The sequence below is a fragment of the Pseudomonas sp. HY7a-MNA-CIBAN-0227 genome (assembly GCF_040310325.1).
GTDB lineage: Bacteria > Pseudomonadota > Gammaproteobacteria > Pseudomonadales > Pseudomonadaceae > Aquipseudomonas.
On sequence record NZ_JBEOPT010000009.1, the window covers coordinates 111,368 to 133,619 of the forward strand.

23 protein-coding genes are annotated in these 22,252 nt (G+C 60.3%); all 23 read right to left on the reverse strand.

The window, feature by feature from the left end; translation table 11 throughout:
* Positions 1–29 precede the first annotated feature (29 nt).
* The 23 genes from AAEZ06_RS16670 to AAEZ06_RS16780 all read right to left on the reverse strand — a co-directional run bounded on the left by AAEZ06_RS16670 (position 30) and on the right by AAEZ06_RS16780 (position 22,177).
* Positions 30–818, reverse strand: a complete 789-nt coding sequence (locus tag AAEZ06_RS16670) for a ParA family protein (protein WP_149411402.1) — start codon at positions 816–818, stop codon at positions 30–32.
* A 51-nt stretch (positions 819–869) separates the two neighbouring features.
* Positions 870–1,757 (reverse strand): flagellar motor protein MotD, encoded by an 888-nt coding sequence (gene motD / locus AAEZ06_RS16675; protein ID WP_133099127.1) that lies wholly within the window; start codon positions 1,755–1,757, stop codon positions 870–872.
* A gap of 15 nt (positions 1,758–1,772) precedes the next feature.
* On the reverse strand, positions 1,773–2,513 hold the full coding sequence (locus AAEZ06_RS16680) for a flagellar motor protein (RefSeq protein WP_133099128.1): 741 nt from the start codon (positions 2,511–2,513) through the stop codon (positions 1,773–1,775).
* On the reverse strand, positions 2,513–3,631 hold the full coding sequence (locus AAEZ06_RS16685; protein ID WP_149411401.1) for a protein-glutamate methylesterase/protein-glutamine glutaminase: 1,119 nt from the start codon (positions 3,629–3,631) through the stop codon (positions 2,513–2,515). The genes AAEZ06_RS16680 and AAEZ06_RS16685 overlap by 1 nt, the downstream gene beginning before the upstream one ends.
* A 49-nt stretch (positions 3,632–3,680) precedes the next feature.
* Positions 3,681–5,867: a chemotaxis protein CheA gene (locus AAEZ06_RS16690; protein ID WP_149411400.1), complete on the reverse strand. Its 2,187-nt coding sequence runs from the start codon at positions 5,865–5,867 to the stop codon at positions 3,681–3,683.
* A 12-nt stretch (positions 5,868–5,879) separates the two neighbouring features.
* Positions 5,880–6,668 carry a protein phosphatase CheZ gene (locus tag AAEZ06_RS16695; RefSeq protein WP_149411399.1) on the reverse strand — a complete coding sequence of 263 codons (789 nt, stop codon included), beginning with the start codon at positions 6,666–6,668 and terminating at the stop codon, positions 5,880–5,882.
* An 18-nt stretch (positions 6,669–6,686) separates the two neighbouring features.
* Positions 6,687–7,061, reverse strand: coding sequence for a chemotaxis response regulator CheY (locus AAEZ06_RS16700; RefSeq protein WP_178114421.1), 375 nt, complete (start codon positions 7,059–7,061; stop codon positions 6,687–6,689).
* Between the two features lie 168 nt (positions 7,062–7,229).
* On the reverse strand, positions 7,230–7,970 hold the full coding sequence (gene fliA, locus AAEZ06_RS16705) for an RNA polymerase sigma factor FliA (protein WP_350615258.1): 741 nt from the start codon (positions 7,968–7,970) through the stop codon (positions 7,230–7,232).
* Complete coding sequence (gene fleN / locus AAEZ06_RS16710; RefSeq protein WP_003192912.1) at positions 7,967–8,800, reverse strand: flagellar synthesis regulator FleN; 834 nt, start codon at positions 8,798–8,800, stop codon at positions 7,967–7,969. The genes fliA and fleN overlap by 4 nt, the downstream gene beginning before the upstream one ends.
* Before the next feature lie 120 nt (positions 8,801–8,920).
* Positions 8,921–10,237 (reverse strand): flagellar biosynthesis GTPase FlhF, encoded by a 1,317-nt coding sequence (flhF, locus tag AAEZ06_RS16715; RefSeq protein WP_149411398.1) that lies wholly within the window; start codon positions 10,235–10,237, stop codon positions 8,921–8,923.
* A gap of 11 nt (positions 10,238–10,248) precedes the next feature.
* Complete coding sequence (gene flhA, locus AAEZ06_RS16720) at positions 10,249–12,363, reverse strand: flagellar biosynthesis protein FlhA (RefSeq protein WP_371923868.1); 2,115 nt, start codon at positions 12,361–12,363, stop codon at positions 10,249–10,251.
* A gap of 332 nt (positions 12,364–12,695) precedes the next feature.
* Positions 12,696–13,832, reverse strand: coding sequence for a flagellar biosynthesis protein FlhB (gene flhB, locus AAEZ06_RS16725; RefSeq protein WP_149411396.1), 1,137 nt, complete (start codon positions 13,830–13,832; stop codon positions 12,696–12,698).
* A 3-nt stretch (positions 13,833–13,835) separates the two neighbouring features.
* Positions 13,836–14,612, reverse strand: coding sequence for a flagellar biosynthetic protein FliR (gene fliR, locus AAEZ06_RS16730; protein ID WP_178114428.1), 777 nt, complete (start codon positions 14,610–14,612; stop codon positions 13,836–13,838).
* Positions 14,613–14,620: 8 nt separating this feature from the next.
* On the reverse strand, positions 14,621–14,890 hold the full coding sequence (gene fliQ, locus AAEZ06_RS16735) for a flagellar biosynthesis protein FliQ (RefSeq protein WP_003175300.1): 270 nt from the start codon (positions 14,888–14,890) through the stop codon (positions 14,621–14,623).
* An 18-nt stretch (positions 14,891–14,908) separates the two neighbouring features.
* A complete protein-coding gene (gene fliP, locus AAEZ06_RS16740) occupies positions 14,909–15,652 on the reverse strand; it encodes a flagellar type III secretion system pore protein FliP (protein WP_149411394.1) in 744 nt (247 codons plus the stop codon).
* On the reverse strand, positions 15,652–16,086 hold the full coding sequence (gene fliO / locus AAEZ06_RS16745; protein WP_149411393.1) for a flagellar biosynthetic protein FliO: 435 nt from the start codon (positions 16,084–16,086) through the stop codon (positions 15,652–15,654). The genes fliP and fliO overlap by 1 nt, the downstream gene beginning before the upstream one ends.
* A gap of 1 nt (position 16,087) precedes the next feature.
* The gene (gene fliN, locus AAEZ06_RS16750) at positions 16,088–16,555 is read right to left on the reverse strand and encodes a flagellar motor switch protein FliN (protein ID WP_133099140.1); all 468 of its coding nucleotides are present in this window, start codon (positions 16,553–16,555) and stop codon (positions 16,088–16,090) included.
* Positions 16,556–16,598: 43 nt separating this feature from the next.
* Positions 16,599–17,567, reverse strand: a complete 969-nt coding sequence (gene fliM / locus AAEZ06_RS16755) for a flagellar motor switch protein FliM (protein WP_149411391.1) — start codon at positions 17,565–17,567, stop codon at positions 16,599–16,601.
* Between the two features lie 9 nt (positions 17,568–17,576).
* The gene (gene fliL, locus AAEZ06_RS16760; protein WP_149411390.1) at positions 17,577–18,086 is read right to left on the reverse strand and encodes a flagellar basal body-associated protein FliL; all 510 of its coding nucleotides are present in this window, start codon (positions 18,084–18,086) and stop codon (positions 17,577–17,579) included.
* 275 nt (positions 18,087–18,361) lie between these two features.
* Positions 18,362–19,675 carry a flagellar hook-length control protein FliK gene (locus tag AAEZ06_RS16765; protein ID WP_350615263.1) on the reverse strand — a complete coding sequence of 438 codons (1,314 nt, stop codon included), beginning with the start codon at positions 19,673–19,675 and terminating at the stop codon, positions 18,362–18,364.
* A 96-nt stretch (positions 19,676–19,771) separates the two neighbouring features.
* Positions 19,772–20,119: an Hpt domain-containing protein gene (locus AAEZ06_RS16770; RefSeq protein WP_149411388.1), complete on the reverse strand. Its 348-nt coding sequence runs from the start codon at positions 20,117–20,119 to the stop codon at positions 19,772–19,774.
* A gap of 31 nt (positions 20,120–20,150) precedes the next feature.
* Positions 20,151–21,869, reverse strand: coding sequence for an ATP-binding SpoIIE family protein phosphatase (locus tag AAEZ06_RS16775; RefSeq protein WP_350615266.1), 1,719 nt, complete (start codon positions 21,867–21,869; stop codon positions 20,151–20,153).
* Positions 21,866–22,177, reverse strand: a complete 312-nt coding sequence (locus AAEZ06_RS16780) for an STAS domain-containing protein (RefSeq protein WP_149411386.1) — start codon at positions 22,175–22,177, stop codon at positions 21,866–21,868. The genes AAEZ06_RS16775 and AAEZ06_RS16780 overlap by 4 nt, the downstream gene beginning before the upstream one ends.
* Between the last annotated feature and the right edge of the window lie 75 nt (positions 22,178–22,252).

Here is a 22,252-nt window from a genome sequence, read left to right on the forward strand (position 1 = left end):
TAGCCCGCAGACTTGAATTCACGGTCATCTCACGCCACCTGCGCAACAAGCTGCTGCGACAGCAAGTGCTTGAGCAATGCCCGATATGCCAGCACGCCACGGCTTTTACCGTCGAACTGCGAAGGTACAAGCCCGGCACGGCTGGCATCGCGCAACCGGGTGTCCACCGGGATATAGCCTTGCCAGATGGTCTCTGGATAGGCATCGCGTAAAACGCGCAAGGTGCCGAGGGACGCCTGGGTGCGACGGTCAAACAACGTCGGGACGATGCTGTAGGGCAGCGCCTGTTTGCGCGAACGGTTGATCATCGCTAGGGTGCTGACCATCCGCTCCAGGCCTTTGACTGCCAGGTGCTCGGTCTGTACCGGAATCACCAGTTGCTGGCTCGCCGCCAGGGCGTTGACCATCAGCACGCCAAGCAACGGCGGGCTGTCGATAATGGCGTAGTCGAAGTCTTGCCACAGTTGCGCCAGGGTCTTGGCGATGACCAGGCCCAGGCCGCTCTGCCCCGGCGACTGGCGCTCAAGAGTGGCCAGGGCGGTGCTGGACGGCAACAGGGAAACCTTGTCATGACTGGTGGGCAGCAGCAATTGCCCCGGCAAGCCGGTGGGTACGCTGCCCTTGTGCAGGAACAGGTCGTAGCAGCTGTGCTCCAGGGCGTCAGGATCGTAGCCGAAATAGCTGGTCATCGAGCCATGGGGATCCAGGTCGATCACGACCACACGCTTGCCCGCCTCGGCCAGCAAGCCGGCTAAGGCGATGGAGGTGGTGGTCTTGCCGACTCCACCCTTTTGATTGGCAACTGCCCAGACTCTCATTCGGATTGTTCCTCCCGGCAGGCACAGGCTCTACCGAGAAATAGCATGGGGTTATAGAGCCGGTGACGGAGAATTGACGGCACTCTCTCGACCCGGCGGCTTTACTGGCGTCGGTGCAGTTTGTGTGCCAGCCCGCTTCAATGCGGCATCCGGTCGCGCATTGGCGGTGCCGGTGCCGGTCAAGCTGCGGCGCACATCCAGGTTGCGCGACACCACCAACACCACCCGGCGGTTGCGCGCGCGACCTTCGGCAGTGGCGTTATTGGCCACTGGCTGGAACTCGCCATAACCCACCGACGCCAGGCGCCCAGGGTTTACACCCTGCATCGCCATCATGCGCACGATACTCGCCGAGCGGGCCGAGGACAGTTCCCAGTTGGTCGGGTACTGCGCCGTGCTGATGGGCAAGTTATCGGTAAAACCTTCGACGTGGATCGGGTTATCGAAAGGTTTCAAAATCGTCGCCACCTTGTCGATGATGGTGAAGGCCATATCGCTGGGCATGGCGTCGGCGCTGGCGAACAGCAGGCTGGAGTTGAGCTCGATCTCAACCCACAATTCGTTGCCACGAATAGTCATCTGGTTGGAGCTGATCAGGTCGCCAAAGGCAGCGCTGATGTCATCGGCGATGCTTTTGAGCGGATCGCTACCGCCACTGACGCCGGCGTCGGTTTCATCGCTGTCCTTGACCAGGGGCTTGGCCGGGGTCACGGTCTTCGGGCGTTCGTCACCAATGGGGATGGGCTTGAGGGCACGGTCCGAGTCGCTGAACACACCCACCAGCGCTTCGGAGATAACTTTGTACTTGCCTTCGTTGATCGACGAGATGGAGTACATCACCACGAAAAAGGCGAACAGCAAGGTGATGAAGTCGGCGTAGGACACCAGCCAGCGTTCATGGTTGACGTGTTCTTCAGGCTCGCGGCGACGACGACTCACAACACATACCTCCCATCAATCCATGAAGCCCTGGAGCTTCAATTCGATGGAGCGCGGGTTCTCGCCCTCGGCAATCGACAGGATGCCTTCAAGCAGCATCTCGCGATAACGGGACTGGCGCATGGCGATAGACTTGAGCTTGCTGGCCACCGGCAACAGCAGCAGGTTGGCGCTGGCCACGCCATAGATGGTGGCGACAAACGCCACGGCGATACCGCTGCCCAGTTGCGAAGGGTCGCCCAGGTTGCCCATCACATGGATCAGACCCATGACCGCACCGATGATGCCAATGGTCGGCGCGTAGCCGCCCATACTTTCAAAGACTTTGGCGGCGTTGATGTCGCGGCTTTCCTGGGTGTAGAAGTCCACTTCCAGGATGCTGCGAATGGCTTCCGGCTCGGCGCCATCCACCAGCAATTGCAGGCCTTTGCGCGCGTAGCTGTCGGGCTCGGCATCCGCCACGCCCTCAAGGCCCAGCAGGCCTTCCTTGCGCGCCGTGAGACTCCAGTTGACCACCCGATCGATGCCGCCTGGCAAATCCACACGCGGCGGAAAAATAATCCATATAAGGATCTGCATGGCGCGCTTGAACGAACTCAGGGGCGACTGCAACAACGCCGCCCCCACGGTACCGCCTATCACGATCAACGCCGCCGGGCCGTTGGCCAGAGCGCCGATATGGCCGCCTTCCAGGTAGTTGCCACCGATGATGGCGACAAATGCGAGGATGATGCCCAACAGGCTCAACACATCCATCAGAGACAGGCCTCCACCAAGTGCTTGCCGATGTCGTCCAGGCTGTAGACGGCGTCGGCCAGGTCGGCCTTGACGATGGCCATGGGCATGCCATAGATCACGCAGCTGGCTTCATCCTGGGCCCAGATCGCACTGCCGCCCTGTTTGAGCAGGCGCGCACCTTCGCGACCGTCGGCGCCCATGCCGGTGAGCACCACCGCCAGAACTTTGTCGCCGTAGGACTTGGCGGCGGAACCAAAGGTGATATCCACGCAGGGCTTGTAGTTCAGACGCTCGTCACCAGGCAGGATTTTGATCGCGCCACGGCCGTCGACCATCATCTGTTTGCCGCCAGGGGCCAGCAGGGCCAGGCCAGGGCGCAGGATGTCACCATCCTCGGCTTCCTTGACGCTGATGCGGCACAGCTTGTCCAGGCGCTCAGCGAAGGCCTTGGTGAACGCGGCGGGCATGTGCTGGATCAGTACGATAGGTGTCGGGAAGTTCGCCGGCAGTTGAGTCAACACCCGTTGCAGAGCTACCGGACCGCCGGTGGACGTACCGATGGCAACCAACTTGTAAGCCTTGCGCTTGGGGACCGGCGAATGGGTGCTGGGTGCCGCTGTACGAGCCGGCGCCACGGCAGCGCGCGCAACTGGTGCAGGTGCCGCGCGACCGAACGTGCTCGGCGCTACGGGAGGGGCTGCTACCGGGGCAGGCGCCGCAGCCCTGAAACTGCTGCGATTACTGCGCGAGATGCTGTGCACCTTCTCGCAGAGCATCTGCTTGACCTTCTCGGGGTTACGCGAGATGTCTTCGAAATTCTTCGGCAGGAAGTCCACGGCGCCAGCGTCCAGCGCATCGAGGGTCACTCGCGCGCCTTCGTGGGTCAGCGAGGAGAACATCAACACCGGGGTCGGGCAGCGCTGCATGATGTGCCGCACAGCGGTGATGCCATCCATCATCGGCATCTCGTAGTCCATGGTGATTACGTCCGGCTTCAACGCCAGAGCCTGATCGATCGCCTCTTTGCCGTTGGTGGCCGTACCGACCACCTGGATATTGGAATCCGCTGAAAGAATTTCCGAGACGCGGCGGCGGAAGAAACCCGAATCATCCACCACCAGAACCTTGACTACCATAACCACTCCGTTAGGCGAGGCGAGGGACAACCGCCCCACCCAGCCAGAATCAAATACGCCGTGCGGCGTAACGCTTGAGCATGCTCGGAACATCGAGAATCAGTGCGATCCGACCGTCACCGGTAATGGTCGCACCCGACATGCCCGGGGTTCCCTGCAGCATTTTGCCCAAAGGCTTGATGACCACTTCTTCCTGGCCTACCAGTTGATCGACGACAAAGCCGATACGCTGGGTGCCCACGGAGAGAATCACCACATGGCCTTCACGCTGCTCTTCATGTTTGGCCGAGGCCACCAGCCAGCGCTTGAGGTAGAACAGTGGCAACGCCTTGTCGCGCACGATCACTACTTCCTGGCCGTCCACCACGTTGGTGCGCGACAGGTCGAGGTGGAAGATTTCGTTGACGTTGACCAGCGGGAAGGCGAAGGCCTGGTTACCCAGCATCACCATCAGGGTGGGCATGATCGCCAAGGTCAACGGCACCTTGATGACGATCTTCGAGCCCTGGCCCTTGGTCGAGTAGATATTGATCGAGCCATTGAGCTGGCTGATCTTGGTTTTCACCACGTCCATGCCCACGCCACGGCCGGACACGTCGGAAATCTCGGTCTTGGTTGAGAAACCCGGTGCAAAAATCAGGTTGTAGCACTCGGTGTCCGTCAGGCGGTCGGCGGCGTCCTTGTCCATCACGCCGCGCTTGACCGCGATGCCCCGCAGAATGTTCGGGTCCATGCCTTTGCCGTCATCAGAGATGGACAGCAGGATATGGTCGCCTTCCTGTTCCGCCGCCAGAATCACCTTGCCGCCACGGGTCTTGCCCGTTGCTTCACGTTCTTCCGGGGTTTCGATGCCGTGGTCAACGGCGTTGCGCACCAAGTGGACCAGCGGGTCGGCCAGGGCCTCGACAAGGTTTTTGTCGAGGTCGGTTTCTTCGCCCACCAGTTCCAGGTTGATCTCTTTCTTCAACTGCCGAGCCAAGTCGCGAACCAGGCGCGGGAAGCGGCCGAAGACTTTCTTGATCGGCTGCATCCGGGTCTTCATGACGGCGGTTTGCAGGTCAGCGGTGACCACGTCGAGGTTCGATACGGCCTTTTGCATGGCTTCATCGCCACTGTTAAGCCCCAGGCGCACCAGACGGTTACGCACCAGCACCAGCTCGCCGACCATGTTCATGATGTCGTCCAGCCGTGCGGTATCAACCCGTACGGTGGTTTCGGCTTCACTGACGGGTTGCTTGTCCGGGGTGGGGGCAGCAGGTGCTCGCGCTGGGGCCGGGGCAGGCACAGGTTTCGCAGCCACTGGTGCAGCGGCCTTGGCAGCAACCGGAGCCGGTGTGGCAACAGCGGCCGTGGCCGTGGCAGCAGCGGCAGGTGCGACATCGGAGAACTTGCCCTTGCCGTGCAGGTCATCGAGCAGGGATTCGAACTCGTGATCAGAGATCAGGCCATCGGCAGAGGGTGCGGCTGGCGCAGCAGCAGCCGCAGCGACTGCCGGCAGCGCTTCAGCGGCAAACGAGCCTTTGCCATGCAACTGATCCAGCAATGCTTCGAATTCGTCGTCGGTGATTTCATTGCTGGCAGGTGCAGCCGCTTTCACTGGCGCGGGCGTCGCCGCCACGGCGTCGGGGGCAAACTGGCCCTTGCCATGCAACTGGTCGAGCAACGACTCGAACTCGTCGTCGGTAATGTCTTCGGTAGTCGGCACCATTGCTTGTGTAGCGGCTACCGGAGCCTCAGCCTGGGCCTTGACGGCATTGAGCGAGTCCAGCAGTTGTTCAAATTCGCTGTCAGTGACATCACCTGCGGGCTCGGCCACAGGTTCAGCCACTGGTGCCGGTGCATTGGCAGCCGGTTCTGCCAGGCGCGCCAGAGCGGCCAGCAGTTGCGGGGTGGCGGCAGTGATCGGTGCACGTTCGCGCACTTCACTGAACATGCCGTTGACCGCGTCCAATGCTTCCAGAATCACGTCCATCAATTCCGAGTCGACGTGCCGCTCACCCTTGCGCAGGATGTCGAACACGTTCTCGGCGATGTGACAGCACTCCACCAGCTCATGGAGCTGGAGGAAGCCGGCGCCCCCTTTTACAGTGTGAAAACCGCGAAAAATTGCATTGAGCAGGTTCGCATCATCCGGTCGGCTTTCCAGCTCAACCAGTTGCTCGGACAGTTGCTCCAAAATTTCGCCGGCCTCTACAAGAAAATCCTGAAGGATTTCTTCATCGGCGCCGAAGCTCATGTACGTGTGCTCCTAAAATCCAAGACTGGACAGCAAATCGTCTACGTCATCTTGCCCTGACATAACGTCTTCACGTTTATCGGCATGAATCTGCGGACCTTCACCCTTGGCGAGGTGTTTTTGTGGATCTTTTTCCGAGAGGATCGCTTCGCGGTCATGTTCAATACCGGCAAAACGATCCACCTGCCCGGCCATCAGCACCAGTTTGAGCAAATTGCTTTCCACTTCAGTGACCAGTTGGGTCACCCGTTTGATCACCTGGCCGGTGAGGTCCTGGTAATCCTGGGCCAGCAGAATGTCGTTGAGGTTGCTGGAAACCGTGCGGTTTTCCTGCTCACAACGCGACAGAAATCCTTCGACCCGACGCGCCAGCTCACGAAATTCTTCGGCGCCCACTTCCCGGCGCATGAAACGGCCCCAGTCGGTGCTCAGCGCCTTGGCTTCATTGGCCATGCCGTTGACCAGGGGCGTGGAGTTTTCCACCAGGTCCATGGTGCGGTTGGCCGCAGCCTCAGTCAGCCTGACCACATAGGACAGGCGTTCGGTGGCATCGGTGATTTGCGAGATTTCTTCGGCCTGGGGCATGTGCGGGTCAATCTGAAAATTGACGATTGCACTGTGCAGCTCACGGGTGAGTTTGCCCACTTCCTGGTACAGGCCGCGATCACGGGTCTGGTTAAGCTCATGAATCAACTGCACCGCATCGCCGAACCGGCCTTTTTCAAGGCTTTCGACCAACTGGTGAGCATGTTTTTTCAGGGTCGATTCGAAATCGGCCTGCGATGATTCGTTATGCTCCATAGCTCCCCCGTGGCGACATCAATGGTTGATGCGTTCGAAGATTTTTTCGATCTTCTCTTTCAAGGCCAATGCGGTGAATGGCTTGACCACGTAGCCGTTGACCCCGGCCTGGGCGGCTTCGATGATCTGTTCACGCTTGGCTTCGGCGGTCACCATCAGCACGGGAAGGCTGCGCAGTTTTTCATCAGCGCGCACATGACGCAGCAAATCGATACCGGTCATGCCCGGCATGTTCCAGTCGGTTACCAGAAAGTCGATGCTCCCGCTGTTGAGGATCGGAATCGCTGTAATGCCGTCATCCGCCTCGACCGTATTTGTGAACCCAAGGTCACGCAACAGGTTTTTTATGATCCGCCGCATCGTTGAGAAGTCATCAACGATGAGGATTTTCATGTTCTTGTCCAATTCGACCTCCAAGCAGTCTTAAACGCGTCCAGCACCTGGGCGCGCCATTTCAATCAACAGGCGTTACACAAAAAGGACTGCAGGGGTACACCACGGGCTAACCCGTCCACACCAAGAGCATGGACGGTGTCGTTCGCAGTGTCCCCACACTGCCTGTCAGCGCGCTCGCCACTCTCCCAAACGCCCCCGCAAGCGGGCCGCGCACTGGCTGTGTAACTGGCTGACCCGCGATTCGCTGACCCCCAGGACCTCACCGATTTCCTTGAGGTTCAGCTCTTCGTCGTAGTACAGCGCCAACACTAGTCGCTCACGCTCCGGCAAATTGGCAATCGCGCCCGCCAGTGCGCCCTGAAAGCGTTCATCTTCCAGATCGCGCGACGGTTCGAGATGAGCACTCGCGCCGTCCTCGTGCAGCCCTTCATGTTCGCCGTCCTGCAACAGGTCGTCGAAACTGAACAAGCGACTGCCCAAGGTATCGTTCAAAATCCCGTAGTAATCGTCGAGACTCAATTGGAGTTCGGCCGCAACTTCGTGATCTTTAGCGTCACGACCGGTTTTTGCTTCAATTGAGCGAATTGCGTCACTTACCATGCGGGTATTACGGTGGACCGAACGCGGCGCCCAATCACCTTTACGCACTTCGTCGAGCATCGCGCCACGGATACGGATACCCGCATACGTCTCGAAACTCGCACCCTTGCTCGCGTCATATTTGGTCGACACTTCGAGCAAGCCGATCATGCCTGCCTGGATCAGGTCTTCGACCTGAACGCTGGCGGGCAAGCGTGCCAGCAAGTGGTAGGCAATGCGCTTGACCAAGGGCGCATAGCGCTCAATCAATTCGCCTTGGCTATCACGAGCCGAACTCTTGTAAAGGTTGTAGCCGCTGGCTGTCATAACACCGGTCCTGCACTCGTCTGATGCACCAATCGCTCGACGAAAAACTCCAGATGCCCCCGCGGATTGGCGGGCAACGGCCAAGTATCGACCTTCTGAGCAATAGCCTTGAACGCCAGTGCGCACTTCGAACGAGGGAATGCTTCATAGACTGCACGCTGCTTTTGCACAGCCTTGCGCACACACTCGTCATAGGGAACTGCGCCAACATATTGTAAGGCGACATCGAGGAAGCGATCCGTGACCTTGGTCAACTTGGCGAACAGGTTGCGTCCTTCCTGCGGGCTTTGGGCCATGTTGGCCAGCACGCGGAAGCGGTTCATGCCGTAGTCGCGGTTAAGCAGTTTGATCAGGGCGTAGGCGTCGGTGATCGAGGTGGGCTCGTCGCAGACCACCAGCAACACTTCTTGCGCTGCGCGCACAAAGCTGACCACGGACTCACCGATCCCGGCGGCGGTGTCGATCACCAGCACGTCGAGGTTGTCGCCAATATCGCTGAAGGCCTGGATCAGGCCCGCATGCTGCGCCGGGCTCAGATGCACCATGCTCTGGGTGCCGGAGGCAGCCGGCACGATGCGAATCCCGCCGGGACCCTGCAACAGCACGTCGCGCAGCTCACAGCGGCCCTCGATGACATCGGCCAATGTATGTTTGGGCGTCAGTCCCAGCAGAACATCAACGTTCGCCAGTCCCAGGTCGGCATCCAGCAGCATGACGCGGCGGCCAAGCTCTGCCAGGGCCAGGGACAAATTCACTGACACGTTAGTTTTCCCGACGCCACCTTTGCCGCCGGTCACCGCGATCACCTGTACGGGATGCATGCTGCCCATTTTATTTCTTTACCTTGTCTTGCTTAGACGCAGGCTACATGAGGTGGTTGCGCGAACTGCTGGCAGACCATCGATGTAGGTACTTTGCACTGTCATTTTATATTGAAGGCCATGTTGCCCTCAGCCGACCCGTTTGGCCGGACTGTGGTAGAGATCCGCGAACATGTCAGCCATCGCTTCCTCACTGGGTTCTTCCTGCATTTGCACGCTGACGGCACGGCTGACCAACTGATGACGGCGCGGCAGATGTAAATCATCCGGGATCCGCGGCCCGTCGGTCAGGTAGGCGACCGGTAATTCATGACTGATTGCCAAACTCAGCACCTCGCCCAGACTCGCCGTTTCGTCAAGTTTAGTCAGGATGCAGCCGGCCAGCCCACAACGCTTGTAACTGTGGTACGCAGCGGTGAGAACCTGTTTCTGGCTGGTTGTTGCAAGCACCAGATAATTTTTTGACTTGATCCCGCGCCCAGCCAGGCTTTCCAGCTGCATGCGCAGGGCCGGATCGCTGGCTTGCAGGCCAGCGGTGTCGATCAACACCACGCGCTTGCGCAGCAGCGGATCGAGGGCGTTGGCCAACGACTGGCCTGGATCGACATGGGTCACCGGCACGTTGAGGATGCGGCCCAGGGTCTTGAGCTGTTCCTGGGCGCCAATGCGGTAGCTGTCCATGCTCACCAGCGCGATGTTCTGCGCGCCGTACTTGAGCACGTATCGGGCTGCCAGCTTGGCCAGGGTGGTGGTCTTGCCCATGCCGGCAGGGCCGACCATGGCAATCACGCCACCTTCTTCCAGAGGTTCGATTTCAGGGGTAACAATCATCCGCGCCAGATGGGCCAGCAACATGCGCCAAGCCTGGCGAGGCTCTTCAATTTCGGTGGTCAGCGCCAGCAGGTCGCGGGACAACGGGCCGGACAGGCCGATGCGTTGCAGGCGGCGCCAGAGGTTGGCCTGTTGCGGTTTGCTGCCCTGCAATTGGTTCCACGCCAACGAGCCAAGCTGCACTTCCAGCAACTCACGCAGGCCGTTGAGTTCAAAACGCATAGAGTCGAACACGCGCTGATCGACCGGGGCCGCCTGTGCGGGCGCCGCAGGCCGTGGTGGCTCGACAAAGGTCGGCTCCACCAGCGGCTCGGAGGCGGTCAGCGGCAGGCCGGCGAACAGCTGGCGATTGGTGGTGGCGTCGCTGTCGCCGCGCATGCTCAATTCGGCCTGGGCCGAGACAATGCGCGAGGCGGTCTTGCGCAGCTCGTCTTCCAGTTCCATGTTCGGTACGCGCGGCGCCAGCGCCGAGGGTTGGTAATCCAGGGCAGCCGTCAGCTCGACACCGCCGGCAATGCGACGGTTACCGATAATCGCGGCGTCGGCGCCCAGCTCATCACGAACCAGTTTCATGGCCTGACGCATATCGGCGGCGAAAAAACGCTTCACTTGCATAACCCACTACCTCAGCCGTTGGGGCCTACTGTCGCGACGATAGTCACTTGCTTATTGTCAGGAATTTCCTGATAAGCCAAAACGTGCAAATTCGGTACTGCCAGGCGTCCAAACCGCGACAACATCGCCCGAACGGGGCCTGCCACCAGCAGAATCACCGGTTGGCCCTGCATTTCCTGGCGCTGTGCGGCGTCAATCAACGAACGCTGCAGCTTTTCAGCCATGCTTGGCTCCAGCAGAACGCCCTCTTCCTGGCCTTGCCCTGCCTTCTGAATACTATTGAGCAATATTTGTTCCAACCTTGGTTCCAAGGTGATCACAGGCAGCTCGGAGTCAAGCCCTACAATGCTTTGGACAATGGCGCGGGACAATCCGACGCGCACCGCGGCGACCAGCGCGGCAGTATCTTGACTCTTGGCGGCATTGTTGGCGACGGCTTCGGCAATGCTGCGAATGTCCCGCACCGGCACCTGCTCGGCCAACAGCGCTTGCAGCACCTTGAGCAGTTGCGACAGCGACAGTATTCCCGGCACCAGCTCTTCAGCCAGTTTCGGCGAGGCTTTGGCCAGTAACTGCATGAGTTGCTGGACTTCTTCGTGGCCAATCAGCTCGTGGGAGTGCTTGTAGAGAATCTGGTTAAGGTGGGTGGCGACCACCGTGCTGGCATCCACCACGGTGTAGCCCAGGGACTGCGCCTGGTTGCGCTGACTGGCTTCGATCCACACGGCCTCCAGGCCAAAAGCCGGATCTTTGGCGGTTATGCCGCTGAGGGTACCGAAGACCTGGCCGGGGTTGATCGCCAACTCCCGGTCCGGGTAGATCTCGGCTTCTGCCAGGGTCACGCCCATCAAGGTCAGGCGGTAGGCGCTGGGGGCCAGGTCGAGGTTGTCACGAATGTGCACAGTGGGCATCAGAAAGCCCAGGTCCTGGGACAGCTTCTTGCGCACGCCCTTGATCCGCGCCAGCAATTGCCCGCCCTGGTTACGGTCCACCAGGGGAATCAGGCGGTAGCCCACTTCCAGGCCAATCATGTCGATAGGCGTCACGTCGTCCCAACCCAGCTCCTTGGTTTCCTGGGCACGGGACGGCGATGGCAGCAACTCCTGCTGACGTGCAACTTCTTGCAGCGCCTGGACCTTGACCCCGCTCTGCTTTTTCCAGAACAGGTAGGCCGCGCCCCCCGCGAGGGCTGCCATGGAAAGAAAGGACACATGGGGCATGCCAGGCACAATACCCATCACCGCCATGATCCCGGCCGCCACCGCCAGAGCCTTGGGCGAGGAGAACATCTGCCGATTGATCTGCTTGCCCATGTCTTCGGAGCCCGAAGCACGGGTCACCATGATCGCGGCAGCGGTGGACAACAGCAGTGATGGCAATTGCGCCACCAAACCGTCACCGATGGTCAGCAAGGCGTAGACCCTGCCGGCGTCGCCGAAGGTCATGCCATGCTGGAAGATACCGACCGCCATGCCGCCGATCAGGTTGATGAACAGAATCAGCAGGCCGGCGATGGCGTCACCGCGCACGAACTTGCTCGCACCGTCCATGGAGCCGTAGAACTCGGCTTCCTGGGCCACTTCCAGGCGACGGTTCTTGGCCTGGTTCTGGTCGATCAGGCCGGCGTTGAGGTCGGCGTCGATAGCCATTTGCTTGCCGGGCATGGCGTCGAGGGTGAAACGCGCGCTCACCTCGGAAATCCGCCCGGCGCCCTTGGTCACTACCACGAAGTTGATGATCATCAGGATCGCGAACACCACGATACCGACCACATAGTTACCGCCGATCACCACCTCGCCGAAGGCCTGGATCACCTTGCCCGCAGCGGCGTGGCCGTCCTGGCCGTGAAGCATGACCACCCGCGTGGAGGCGACGTTGAGCGCCAGCCTCAGCAAGGTGGCGACCAGCAAAATAGTGGGGAAAACCGCGAAATCCAAGGGCCGCAGGGCGTAGACGCACACCAGCAGCACGACGATGGACAGGGCAATGTTGAAGGTGAAGAACACGTCGAGCAGGAACGGCGGCATCGGCAACATCATCATTGCCAGCATGACCAACAGCAACAACGGTACGCCCAGATTGCCTCGTGAAAGGTCTGTCAGCGTGCCTCGGGCATTGTTGAGCATTTGAGAACGATCCACCGGTATTCCTCGTTTCCTTGAAGCAAACTTTTGACGCCAGAAGGCGACGTGAAGGCGTCATTGCAAGAAGCCTTCCAACTTTTGCTTGAAGGCGCAGATCGTTCTCTCGCCCTGCGTGGGAATGATCGGCATGCCCCGCTCTCCCGATATCAATGTCCCGTAGCAGCTGTCGAGTGGAACGAGGCTGCGTTGGGGGCGACTCGGTGCTGGGGGCTGATCTGAAAGCGGTGGTGCAGCCAACGTAGCCTCACTTAGGCTCGACAACTGCTACGACGGGGGGCCTGACTTCGAAAGGGTCATTGCTGGCAACATAAGCCTTAGGAATCGCGACGCAAATCCGGCGGGATCGGCAGGTCCTTGAGGGGGTCTGGGCGCTTGCCCTTGCCAGCGCGGTATTGGCGGATCTGATAGACGTAAGCCAACACTTGGGCCACCGCCAGATAAAGACCGGCAGGAATTTCGTGATCCAGGTCGGTGGAGTAGAAAATCGACCGGGCCAGTTCTGGCGATTCCAGCAGCAGGATATCGTTGGCCACGGCGATTTCGCGGATTTTCAGGGCGGTAAAGTCGCTGCCCTTGGCCAGCAGCATCGGTGCGCCGCCCTTCTCCGGGTCGTACTTGAGGGCCACGGCGTAGTGAGTCGGGTTGGTGATGACCACATCAGCATCGGGAACCGACGACATCATCTTGCGCTGGGACATCTCGCGCTGCAGTTGGCGAATGCGCTGCTTCACTTCCGGCCGGCCTTCCTGGTCCTTGTGCTCGTCGCGCACTTCCTGCTTGGTCATCAGCAGTTTCTTGTGGCTTTCCCACAACTGCACCGGGACGTCGACGGCGGCGATCAACAGCAGGCCGAGGGCCATCCACAGTGAACTCCAGCCCACTACCTGGACGCTATGGATGATCGCCAGCTCCAGCGGTTCATGGGCAATGCGCTGCAAATCGTCGATATCCGCTGACAACACCGCCAGCGCCACAAACAAAATAATGAAGAACTTGGCCAGGGCCTTGAGCAACTCAATCAGCGCCTTGGCCGAAAACATCCGCTTGATCCCGGCACCAGGGTTCATCCGGCTGAATTTAGGCGCCAGGCTGCCGGCGGCAAACAGCCAGCCACCGAGGGAAATCGGCCCAATGATTGCTGCCAGCAGCAACGTGACCAGCACCGGCTGCATCGCGAGGATGGCAATTTTCCCCGAGTGCAGCAGGTAGATGCCCATGGAGCGCTGATCCAGCAGTACCTCGCGAGGCAAGGAGAAGTTCAGGCGCATCAACTCCATCAGATCAATCGCCAGGCCACCGCCGTAGATCAGCAGGCCACCGGCACCGGCAAGCATCACCGCAAGGGTATTGAGCTCTTTGGAGCGGGCAATCTCGCCCTTTTCCCTGGAGTCCTTTTTTCGTTTGTCCGTGGGGTCTTCTGTCTTGTCCTGACCACTCTCGCTCTCGGCCATGGCTCAGCGCGCCCGTGCCAGATCACGTAAAAACTGCAAGGCGTCACTGGCCAGCGGTTGATACTGATTGAGAATGTCGGCCATGCCGATCCAGAAAATCCCCATGCCCAGCACCAGGGTCAGGGGGAAACCGATGGAGAAGATGTTCAACTGCGGCGCCGCCCGGGTCATCACGCCAAAGGCGATGTTGACCACCAGCAGCGCGGTGATCGCCGGCAGCACCAGCAGCAAGGCGGCGCCCAGCACCCAACTGAGGCGGCCCACCAGCTCCCAGAAGTGACTGACCACCAGCCCCTCACCCACCGGCAAGGTGGTGAAGCTTTCGGTGAGCACTTCGAACACCACCAGGTGGCCGTTCATGGCCAAAAACAGCAAGGTCACCAGCATGGTCAGAAATTGCCCGATTACCGCCACCGACACGCCGTTGGTGGGGTCGACCATGGAGGCAAAGCCCATGCCCATCTGGATCGAGATCACCTGCCCGGCAATCACAAAGGCCTGGAAAAACAGTTGCAGGGAAAACCCCAGCAGCGCGCCGATCAGGATCTGCTCGGCAATCAGCAGCAACGCACTCAGGTCCAGGGCACTGACGGTGGGCATCGGCGGCAAGCCAGGGACAAGCACCACTGCGATCGCTACCGCAAAAAACAGGCGCACTCGCTTTGGAACCAGGGTAGTACCGAACACCGGCATGGTCATCAGCACGGCGGCGATGCGAAACAGCGGCAGCATGAATGAGGCCACCCAGGTGCCGATCTGCGCGTTGGTCAACTCCAGCAGCGGGCTCATCAGCCGATCAGCTGCGGAATACTGCCATACAGCTGCAGGATGTATTCCATGAAGGTTTGCACCAGCCAGGGACCTGCGACGATCAGGGTGACCAGCATCACCAGCAGACGCGGGAGGAAGCTCAAGGTTTGTTCATTGATCTGGGTCGCGGCCTGGAACATCGCCACCAGCAGGCCCACCAATAGGCTGGGCACCACCAGCACGGCCACCATCATGGTGGTCAGCCATAACGCTTCGCGAAACAGGTCGACTGCGACTTCTGGGGTCATGAGGCGTTACCTATCGAACTAAACACCACCAAAACTGCCAGCCAGGGTGCCGATAATCAGCGCCCAACCATCCACCAGCACAAACAGCATGATCTTGAACGGCAAGGAAATGATCAGCGGCGACAGCATCATCATACCCATTGCCATAAGCACACTGGCCACCACCAGGTCGATGATCAGGAACGGGATGAAAATCATGAAGCCTATCTGGAATGCCGTCTTCAGTTCCGAGGTGACGAACGCCGGCACCAGAATGGTCAGCGGCGCCTGGTCAGGGCTGGCAATGTCGGTGCGCTTGGACAGGCGCACGAACAGCTCAAGGTCGCTGGAGCGGGTCTGGGACAGCATGAAATCCTTGATCGGGCCCTGGGCCTTGTCGATCGCGTCCTGGGCCGTCATTTTCTCGGCCAGGTACGGTTGCAGGGCTTGCTGGTTCACCTTGTCAAACACCGGGGCCATGATGAACAGCGTCAAAAACAACGCCATGCCGGTAAGGATCTGGTTCGACGGCGTCTGCTGCAGGCCCAGGGCCTGGCGCAGGATCGAGAAGACGATGATGATGCGGGTGAAGCTGGTCATCAGCATGACGAACGCTGGGATAAAGCTCAGCGCAGTCATGATCAACAGGATCTGCAGGCTGACCGAATACTCCTGCGCCCCGGCAGCGTTGGTGCCCAGGGTGATCGCCGGGATCGACAACGGGTCGGCCCCCAGTGCCAGAGGCGCAGCCAGCAACAGCATGAGCGTCAATAAAACGCGCATCACTTCTTATCCTTCTGGTCCTTGCCCAACAACTCCATCAGGCGCTGGGCGAACTCCGGCGTAGCCGTTTGGGTCTGGGCCACGTGCACCGGCTGCTTGAGTACATGCAGCGGGGTGATGCGCCCGGGAGTGATGCCCAGCAGAATCTGTTCTTCACCCACTTGCACCAGTACCAGCCGGTCACGCGGGCCAAGGGCTCGCGACCCCACCACTTCAATGACCTGGGCATTACCCGGACCGATGCGCTGCACCCGGCGCAATAGCCAGGCCAGGACAAAAATCAGCCCGACCACCAGCAACAAGCCCAGTACCAGTTGGGTCAGTTGCCCGGCCATGCCACTGCTGACAGCAGGCGCTGCCGCTTGAACCACCGGTTCAGCCGCCAAGGCGCTTAATGGCAGCGCCCACAACAGTCCCACCACCAAGCGCTTCATGTCAGCGCAACTTCTTGATGCGTTCGCTTGGGCTGATCACGTCCGTCAGGCGGATGCCGAACTTTTCGTTGACCACCACCACTTCGCCGTGGGCGATCAGCGTGCCGTTGACCAGCACATCCAGCGGCTCACCGGCCAGGCGGTCGAGTTCGATCACCGAACCCTGGTTGAGTTGCAGCAGGTTGCGGATGTTGATTTCGGTGCTGCCCACTTCCATGGAAATCGACACCGGAATGTCGAGGATCACGTCCAGGTTCGGACCGTCCAGGGTCACCGGCTCGTGGTTCTTCGGCACGCTGCCGAACTCTTCCAGGGGCAGGCGATTGCCCGCCGGTGCGGTGGCGGCATCGGCGGCCAGCAGCGCGTCGATATCGTCCTGGCCGACATCACCGGTTTCCTCCAGGGCCGCTGCCCATTCGTCAGCCAGGGCCTGGTCTTCGGCGGAAGTGTTCTCGTGTTCGGTAGCCATTACATGTCCTCGGCGGAGCAAACATTCATAAATTAGGGGTGGATCAGCGACGGTTGATCGGTTCGATCACTTGCAACGCCAGGTTGCCCTTGTGGGAACCGAGCTTGACCTTGAACGACGGCACACCATTGGCGCGCATGATCAATTCTTCCGGCAGCTCGATGGGAATCACATCCCCCGGCTGCATGTGCAAAATGTCCCGCAGGCGCAACTGGCGACGGGCTACCGTAGCGCTTAACGGCACATCGACGTCCAGCAGGTCTTCGCGCAGGGCCTTGACCCAGCGTTCGTCCTGGTCGTCCAGGTCGGACTGGAAACCGGCGTCGAGCATTTCCCGTACCGGCTCGATCATCGAGTACGGCATGGTCACGTGCAGGTCGCCGCCACCGCCATCGAGTTCGATGTGGAAGGTGGAAACCACAACGGCTTCGCTGGGGCCGACGATGTTGGCCATGGCCGGGTTCACTTCCGAGTTGATGTACTCGAAATTGACTTCCATGATCGCCTGCCAGGCTTCTTTCAAATCGATGAAAGCCTGCTCCAGCACCATGCGCACCACCCGCAATTCGGTGGGGGTGAATTCGCGGCCTTCGATCTTGGCGTGACGGCCGTCACCACCGAAGAAGTTATCCACCAGCTTGAATACCAGCTTGGCGTCGAGGATGAACAGCGCGGTACCGCGCAACGGCTTGATCTTCACCAGGTTGAGGCTGGTGGGCACGTACAGCGAGTGCACGTATTCGCCGAACTTCATCACCTGCACGCCGCCCACCGCCACGTCCGCCGAGCGGCGCAACATGTTGAACATGCTGATACGGGTGTAACGAGCGAAACGTTCGTTGATCATTTCCAGGGTCGGCATGCGTCCACGGACAATGCGATCCTGGCTGGTCAGGTCGTAGCTTTTGACGCTGCCGGGCTCGGCAGCCATTTCGGTCTCTACCAGACCGTCGTCGACACCGTGGAGCAACGCATCGATTTCATCCTGGGACAGCAGGTCCTGCACGGCCATGTCGTGATCCTACTGCAATACGAAATTAGTGAAGAGCAACTGCTCGACCACGACTTTGCCGATTTCCTTCTGAGCCACTTCCTGCACGCTGGCAGTCGCTTTCTGGCGCAACATCTCCTGGCCCACCGGAGTGATCAGGCTGTCGAAGCTCTGTGCGGAGAACAGCATCACCAGGTTATTACGGATAACCGGCATATGCACTTTGAGGGCATCCAGGTCCGCCTGGTTACGCGCCAGCAGGGTAATGCTCACCTGCAAGTAGCGTTGACGGCCGTTCTGGTTGAAGTTGGCGACAAAGGCCGGGAGCATCTGCTCGAAGATTGCCGGTTGCTTGACGTTGCTGTTGGCCTCGACGACAGACACCGGCTTGCTCTGGGCGCTGTGCATAAAGTACCAGGTCGCGCCCACCGACAAGCCGATCGCCAGGAACAAGGCCAGGACAATCAGCAGGATAAGCTTGAGCTTGCCCTTGCCTGCCGGTGCGGGTGCTGCTGTTGCTGCGTCGTCACTCTTCGCCATGCCAATAATCCGTCACTATTCGGGTTTTCACAGATCCACGGCAAGGCAAGAGCAAGTGTTATGCCAGAGTTGTCTGATCGAACTGAAGTGTGTGGGTACGGGCTTATTGTGGCGAGCGGGCTTGTCGGATCGCCGCACCGCCGCGCTGGGCTGCGAAGCGGCCCCAATAAGACCGCCGCATTCCTTCAGGCAGAACGAGGTGGCAGGTTTTAGGGCTGCTTCGCAGCCCAACGCGGGCAAGCCCGCTCGCCACAGAGGAAGCTTTCCCAGCCAGATCAGGCGTAGTAATCCACGGCACTGGAACCGATCACTGTACGGACAGCCGGCGCGGCGACTTCGGCCACGTCACCTGCCCCGCCCCCCTCATGCCCATCACCGCGCTCGCCGCTGCCACTGACGCCACGGCTCTGATTCTGCTGTTGCTCCTGACCCTGTCCCTGCCAACCGCGAGACTGGTCGGAAACATTGACGTCCACTTGCCCCATGCCCTGCTGGGCGAACATTTCCCGCAGCCGCCCCGACTGGCTTTCCAGGGCTTCACGCACCACCGCATGGCTGCTCATGAAGTTGACCTGGGCCTGCTGGTCCGCCGTGATGTTCACGCGAATATCCAGGCGACCCAGTTCCGCTGGTTGCAGCTGAATTTCTGCCGACTTGAGGTTGGCGCTGGACAGGTACATGACCCGGTTCACCACTTCCTCGGTCCAGCCGCCCTGGTGCATGGCCAACGGCTGGTTGTTGAGGGGCAAGGCATTGGCGGTTTTCGGCGTCGCTGCCTGGGTCAATGCCGCCAGGCGATTGGCGAAGTCGTCGACACGGGTGTCGCTGCTGGCGTTCTTAAGGTCTTTGAGGCCGTCTTCGATCAAGCCACTGAAAGCCTTGTCACCGCCCTGGTCAGTGCTGTCCTTGGCCGCCTGCTGATCCACCATGGCCGCCAGGCCGTTGGCGAAATTTTGTGCGGCGGTGGGCTCAGCCTGGGTCGGGGCGGCTTTTTGTGAGGCCTGACTGCTGGCCGAGATGTGCCCACCCTGCTCCATCGCCAGGCGTACGGCCGGCAATGCATCCAGTGGATCGGCTTCTGGATCGAAGGCCGGCTTGACCTCTTCAGAGACAACCGGCAGCGCAACAACGGCAACCGGCTTGGCAGCGTCGTCCACAGGTACTGGAGCGGGAAGCGGCACTGGCGTGACTGCAGCCGCCAGCGCCGGGTCAACGACCGGGTCGACCGGTGGCTGCTGAACCAGCGCAGGGTCCTTGGTCGTATCGTCATCGGTGCTGGCCGCTGCGTCGGTCTTGCTCGGCGAGCCAGGCAAGTTCTTGCCGCTATCGGCAACCGCTGGAGTACCAGCGGCAGGCTTGTCATTGCTGAAATCTTTCTTGGCGCTGGTGTCGGCGGGCTTGTCGCGGTTTGGTTTGGGCGCCATGTCCGTGGACTTGGTCGGCGTTACCTGCGACTCCTTGGCGTACATCTGAGCGAAGCCCGGCCCCTTGGCACGCGGGTCCGCGACCACTGCCGGAGCATTGGCGGAGGAAGCTTTAGGCTTGACCGCAGGGGCAGCCTGAAGGAGCGAGTTCGGGGCAAGAGGCATAAGTGAGGTCTCCACTGCACAGGGTCGAGGGCGCAGTAAGAAGAGGTAGAGCAAGAGCCGGGCCAGGTTTATGCAAGGCTTCGACTCTCGCGGGGATCAGAGCTGGAAGCGCTGACGCTCGTGCTCATATAACGGCCGTATAAAGGCAAACTCATGATCAATCTCGTCCACCAGCGCCCCCAAGCCAACCTGCGCCTGCTTCGCCGATTCATCTTCCAATCGCCGACACAGCTCCGCCAGGCGTAAAGCCCCGAGGTTGCCACTGCTGCCTTTGAAACTATGGGCAATCTTGCCCAAGGTGTTGGCATCATTGCGAGCATCACGCAGCGCTTGTACGCGTTTTTGCGAGTCATCCAAAAACGTATCCAGCAGTTTCGGATACTCGCCTTCCATTACTTCCTGCAAACCCATCAACACATCAGGGTCCAAATGAATCTCTGCCACTTGCTCGCTCCTTGATCAAGAATCGGCGCGATTATGCCAGAGCCTCCCAGGAAAACTCTACGCAGACACTGCGCCCACCGTCCGACCAGCGTACATCGCCACTGAGCTGGCGGACCAGGCTCAGGCCGCGGCCGGACAGACGGTCGACGTCCAGCGGCCGCGCCAGCACCTGCTCTACGTCAAAGCCTGGCCCACTGTCTTCGATACGCAGGGTCAGGCAACCACCCACCGGCGTCGGCACCACGTTGACATGCACTCGCACAAAGCCGCTGTCCAACTGCCCCAGGCGCTCGTTGCGCTGGCGGTAATAGTTGGCGAAACCCTGGGCGTCACGCTTGAGGCGCGAGTCCAGGCCCAGCACGCCGTGCTCCAGAGCGTTGGAATACAGCTCGGCCATTACGCTGTACAGCGCCCCGCTCTGCCCCCGCAAGCCGTGGATTTCCAGCAGCAACTGCAGCAAATACGGCAACGGGTTGTAACGCTTGAGGGTCTCGGCGCGAAACTCGAAGCTCACCGACCAATCCAGCGGGCACGACTGGCCGCTGTCGGAGTAGACCATGGTCGGCGACCGCAAGGGCTGGTCGGGCAGCAGGCTGACTTCCACCATGCTGATGTCGTCCCGCACCTGGCCGCGAAAACCGGCGAGGGCCTGTTCGATTTCTTCGAACAGCTGTTCAGGCTGGCGATTGGCAGCAAATACCTGCAGTAACCGCTCGGCACCAAACAACTGTTCATTGGCGTCGGCGGTATCGAGCACACCATCGGACAACAAGAAGACCCGGTCGCCCAACGCCATCGGCCAGACCTCGGTGCGATCACTAAAGGACTCGGCCGCCAGCACCCCCAAGGGTAAATGCCGCGACACCAGCGGCGTGCGCCGGCCGCTGGCTACCTCATGCACATAGCCGTCGGGCATGCCGCCGTTCCATACTTCCACCATCCGGCGCTGGGCGCTCAGGCACAACAACGTCGCGCAGCAGAACATATCCACCGGCAGGATACGTTTGAGCTTGGCGTTCATTTCCCGCAGGGTTTGCGCCAGGCCGTAGCCCTTGGCGGTCATACCGTAGAACACTTCCGCGAGCGGCATCGCGCCGATAGCTGCCGGAAGGCCATGGCCGGTAAAGTCGCCCAATAAAACGTGCATATCGCCAGAGGGCGTATAGGCCGCCAGCAACAGGTCACCGTTGAACAAGGCATAGGGCGATTGCAGATAACGAATATTCGACGCTGCATTGAGGCAGCCGGAATGGGCAACCTTGTCGAACACCGCCTTGGCCGCCCGCTGCTCATGGAGCAGGTAGTCGTTGTGCCGAGCAATTAGGTCGCGCTGCTGCAACACCGTGGCCTGCAAGCGGCGCAGACGATCCATGGCGTTGATCTTCGCCGCCAGGATCACTTGGTTGTAAGGCTTGGCCAGGAAGTCGTCACCACCGGCGTCCAGGCACCGGGCCAGGGCTTCGCTCTCGCGCAGGGAGGTGAGGAAGATGATCGGCACCAGCGCCTCCCCCGCCAGGTGCTTGATCTGCCGGGCAGCCTCAAAGCCGTCCATCACCGGCATCAGCGCATCCATCAAGACCAATTGCGGGCGCTCGCGAGCGAACACCTCCACGGCTTCCTGACCATTGCTGGCGGTAAGCACCAAATGGCCCTGGCGGCGGACGATGGTCGACAGCAACAGACGGTCGGCGGCGCTGTCTTCGGCGATCAGGACGGTCAGGGCTTCGAGCACCGGGGCCAAGGTGCTCAACTGATGTCGAACAGTTTGTCGAAGTTGGAGATGGCGAGGATTTTACGTACGTCGCAGCTGCTATTGATTACACGCACGTCAGGCTCCCGGCCCTGGCCCTCGGCGTAGTCGCGCAGCAGCAGAAGCATGCCCAGCGCGGAGCTGTCGAGGTAGGTGGCTTCTTTCAAATCCACGACGTAAGTCTCGGGCTTCTTGGCGATGTGTTCGTAGGAATCGCGAAACTCTTGATGCTTGCCGAAATCGAATCGCCCCTTGATCGAAATCGTCACCTTTTGCCCGTCTGCGGATACTTCTGTAGCAACTGACATACAACTGCTTCCTTGTCATTGGCAATGTGCAACAAGGTTTAGCAGGTGAAGGGGATGTGGGCAAATCCATGTAGG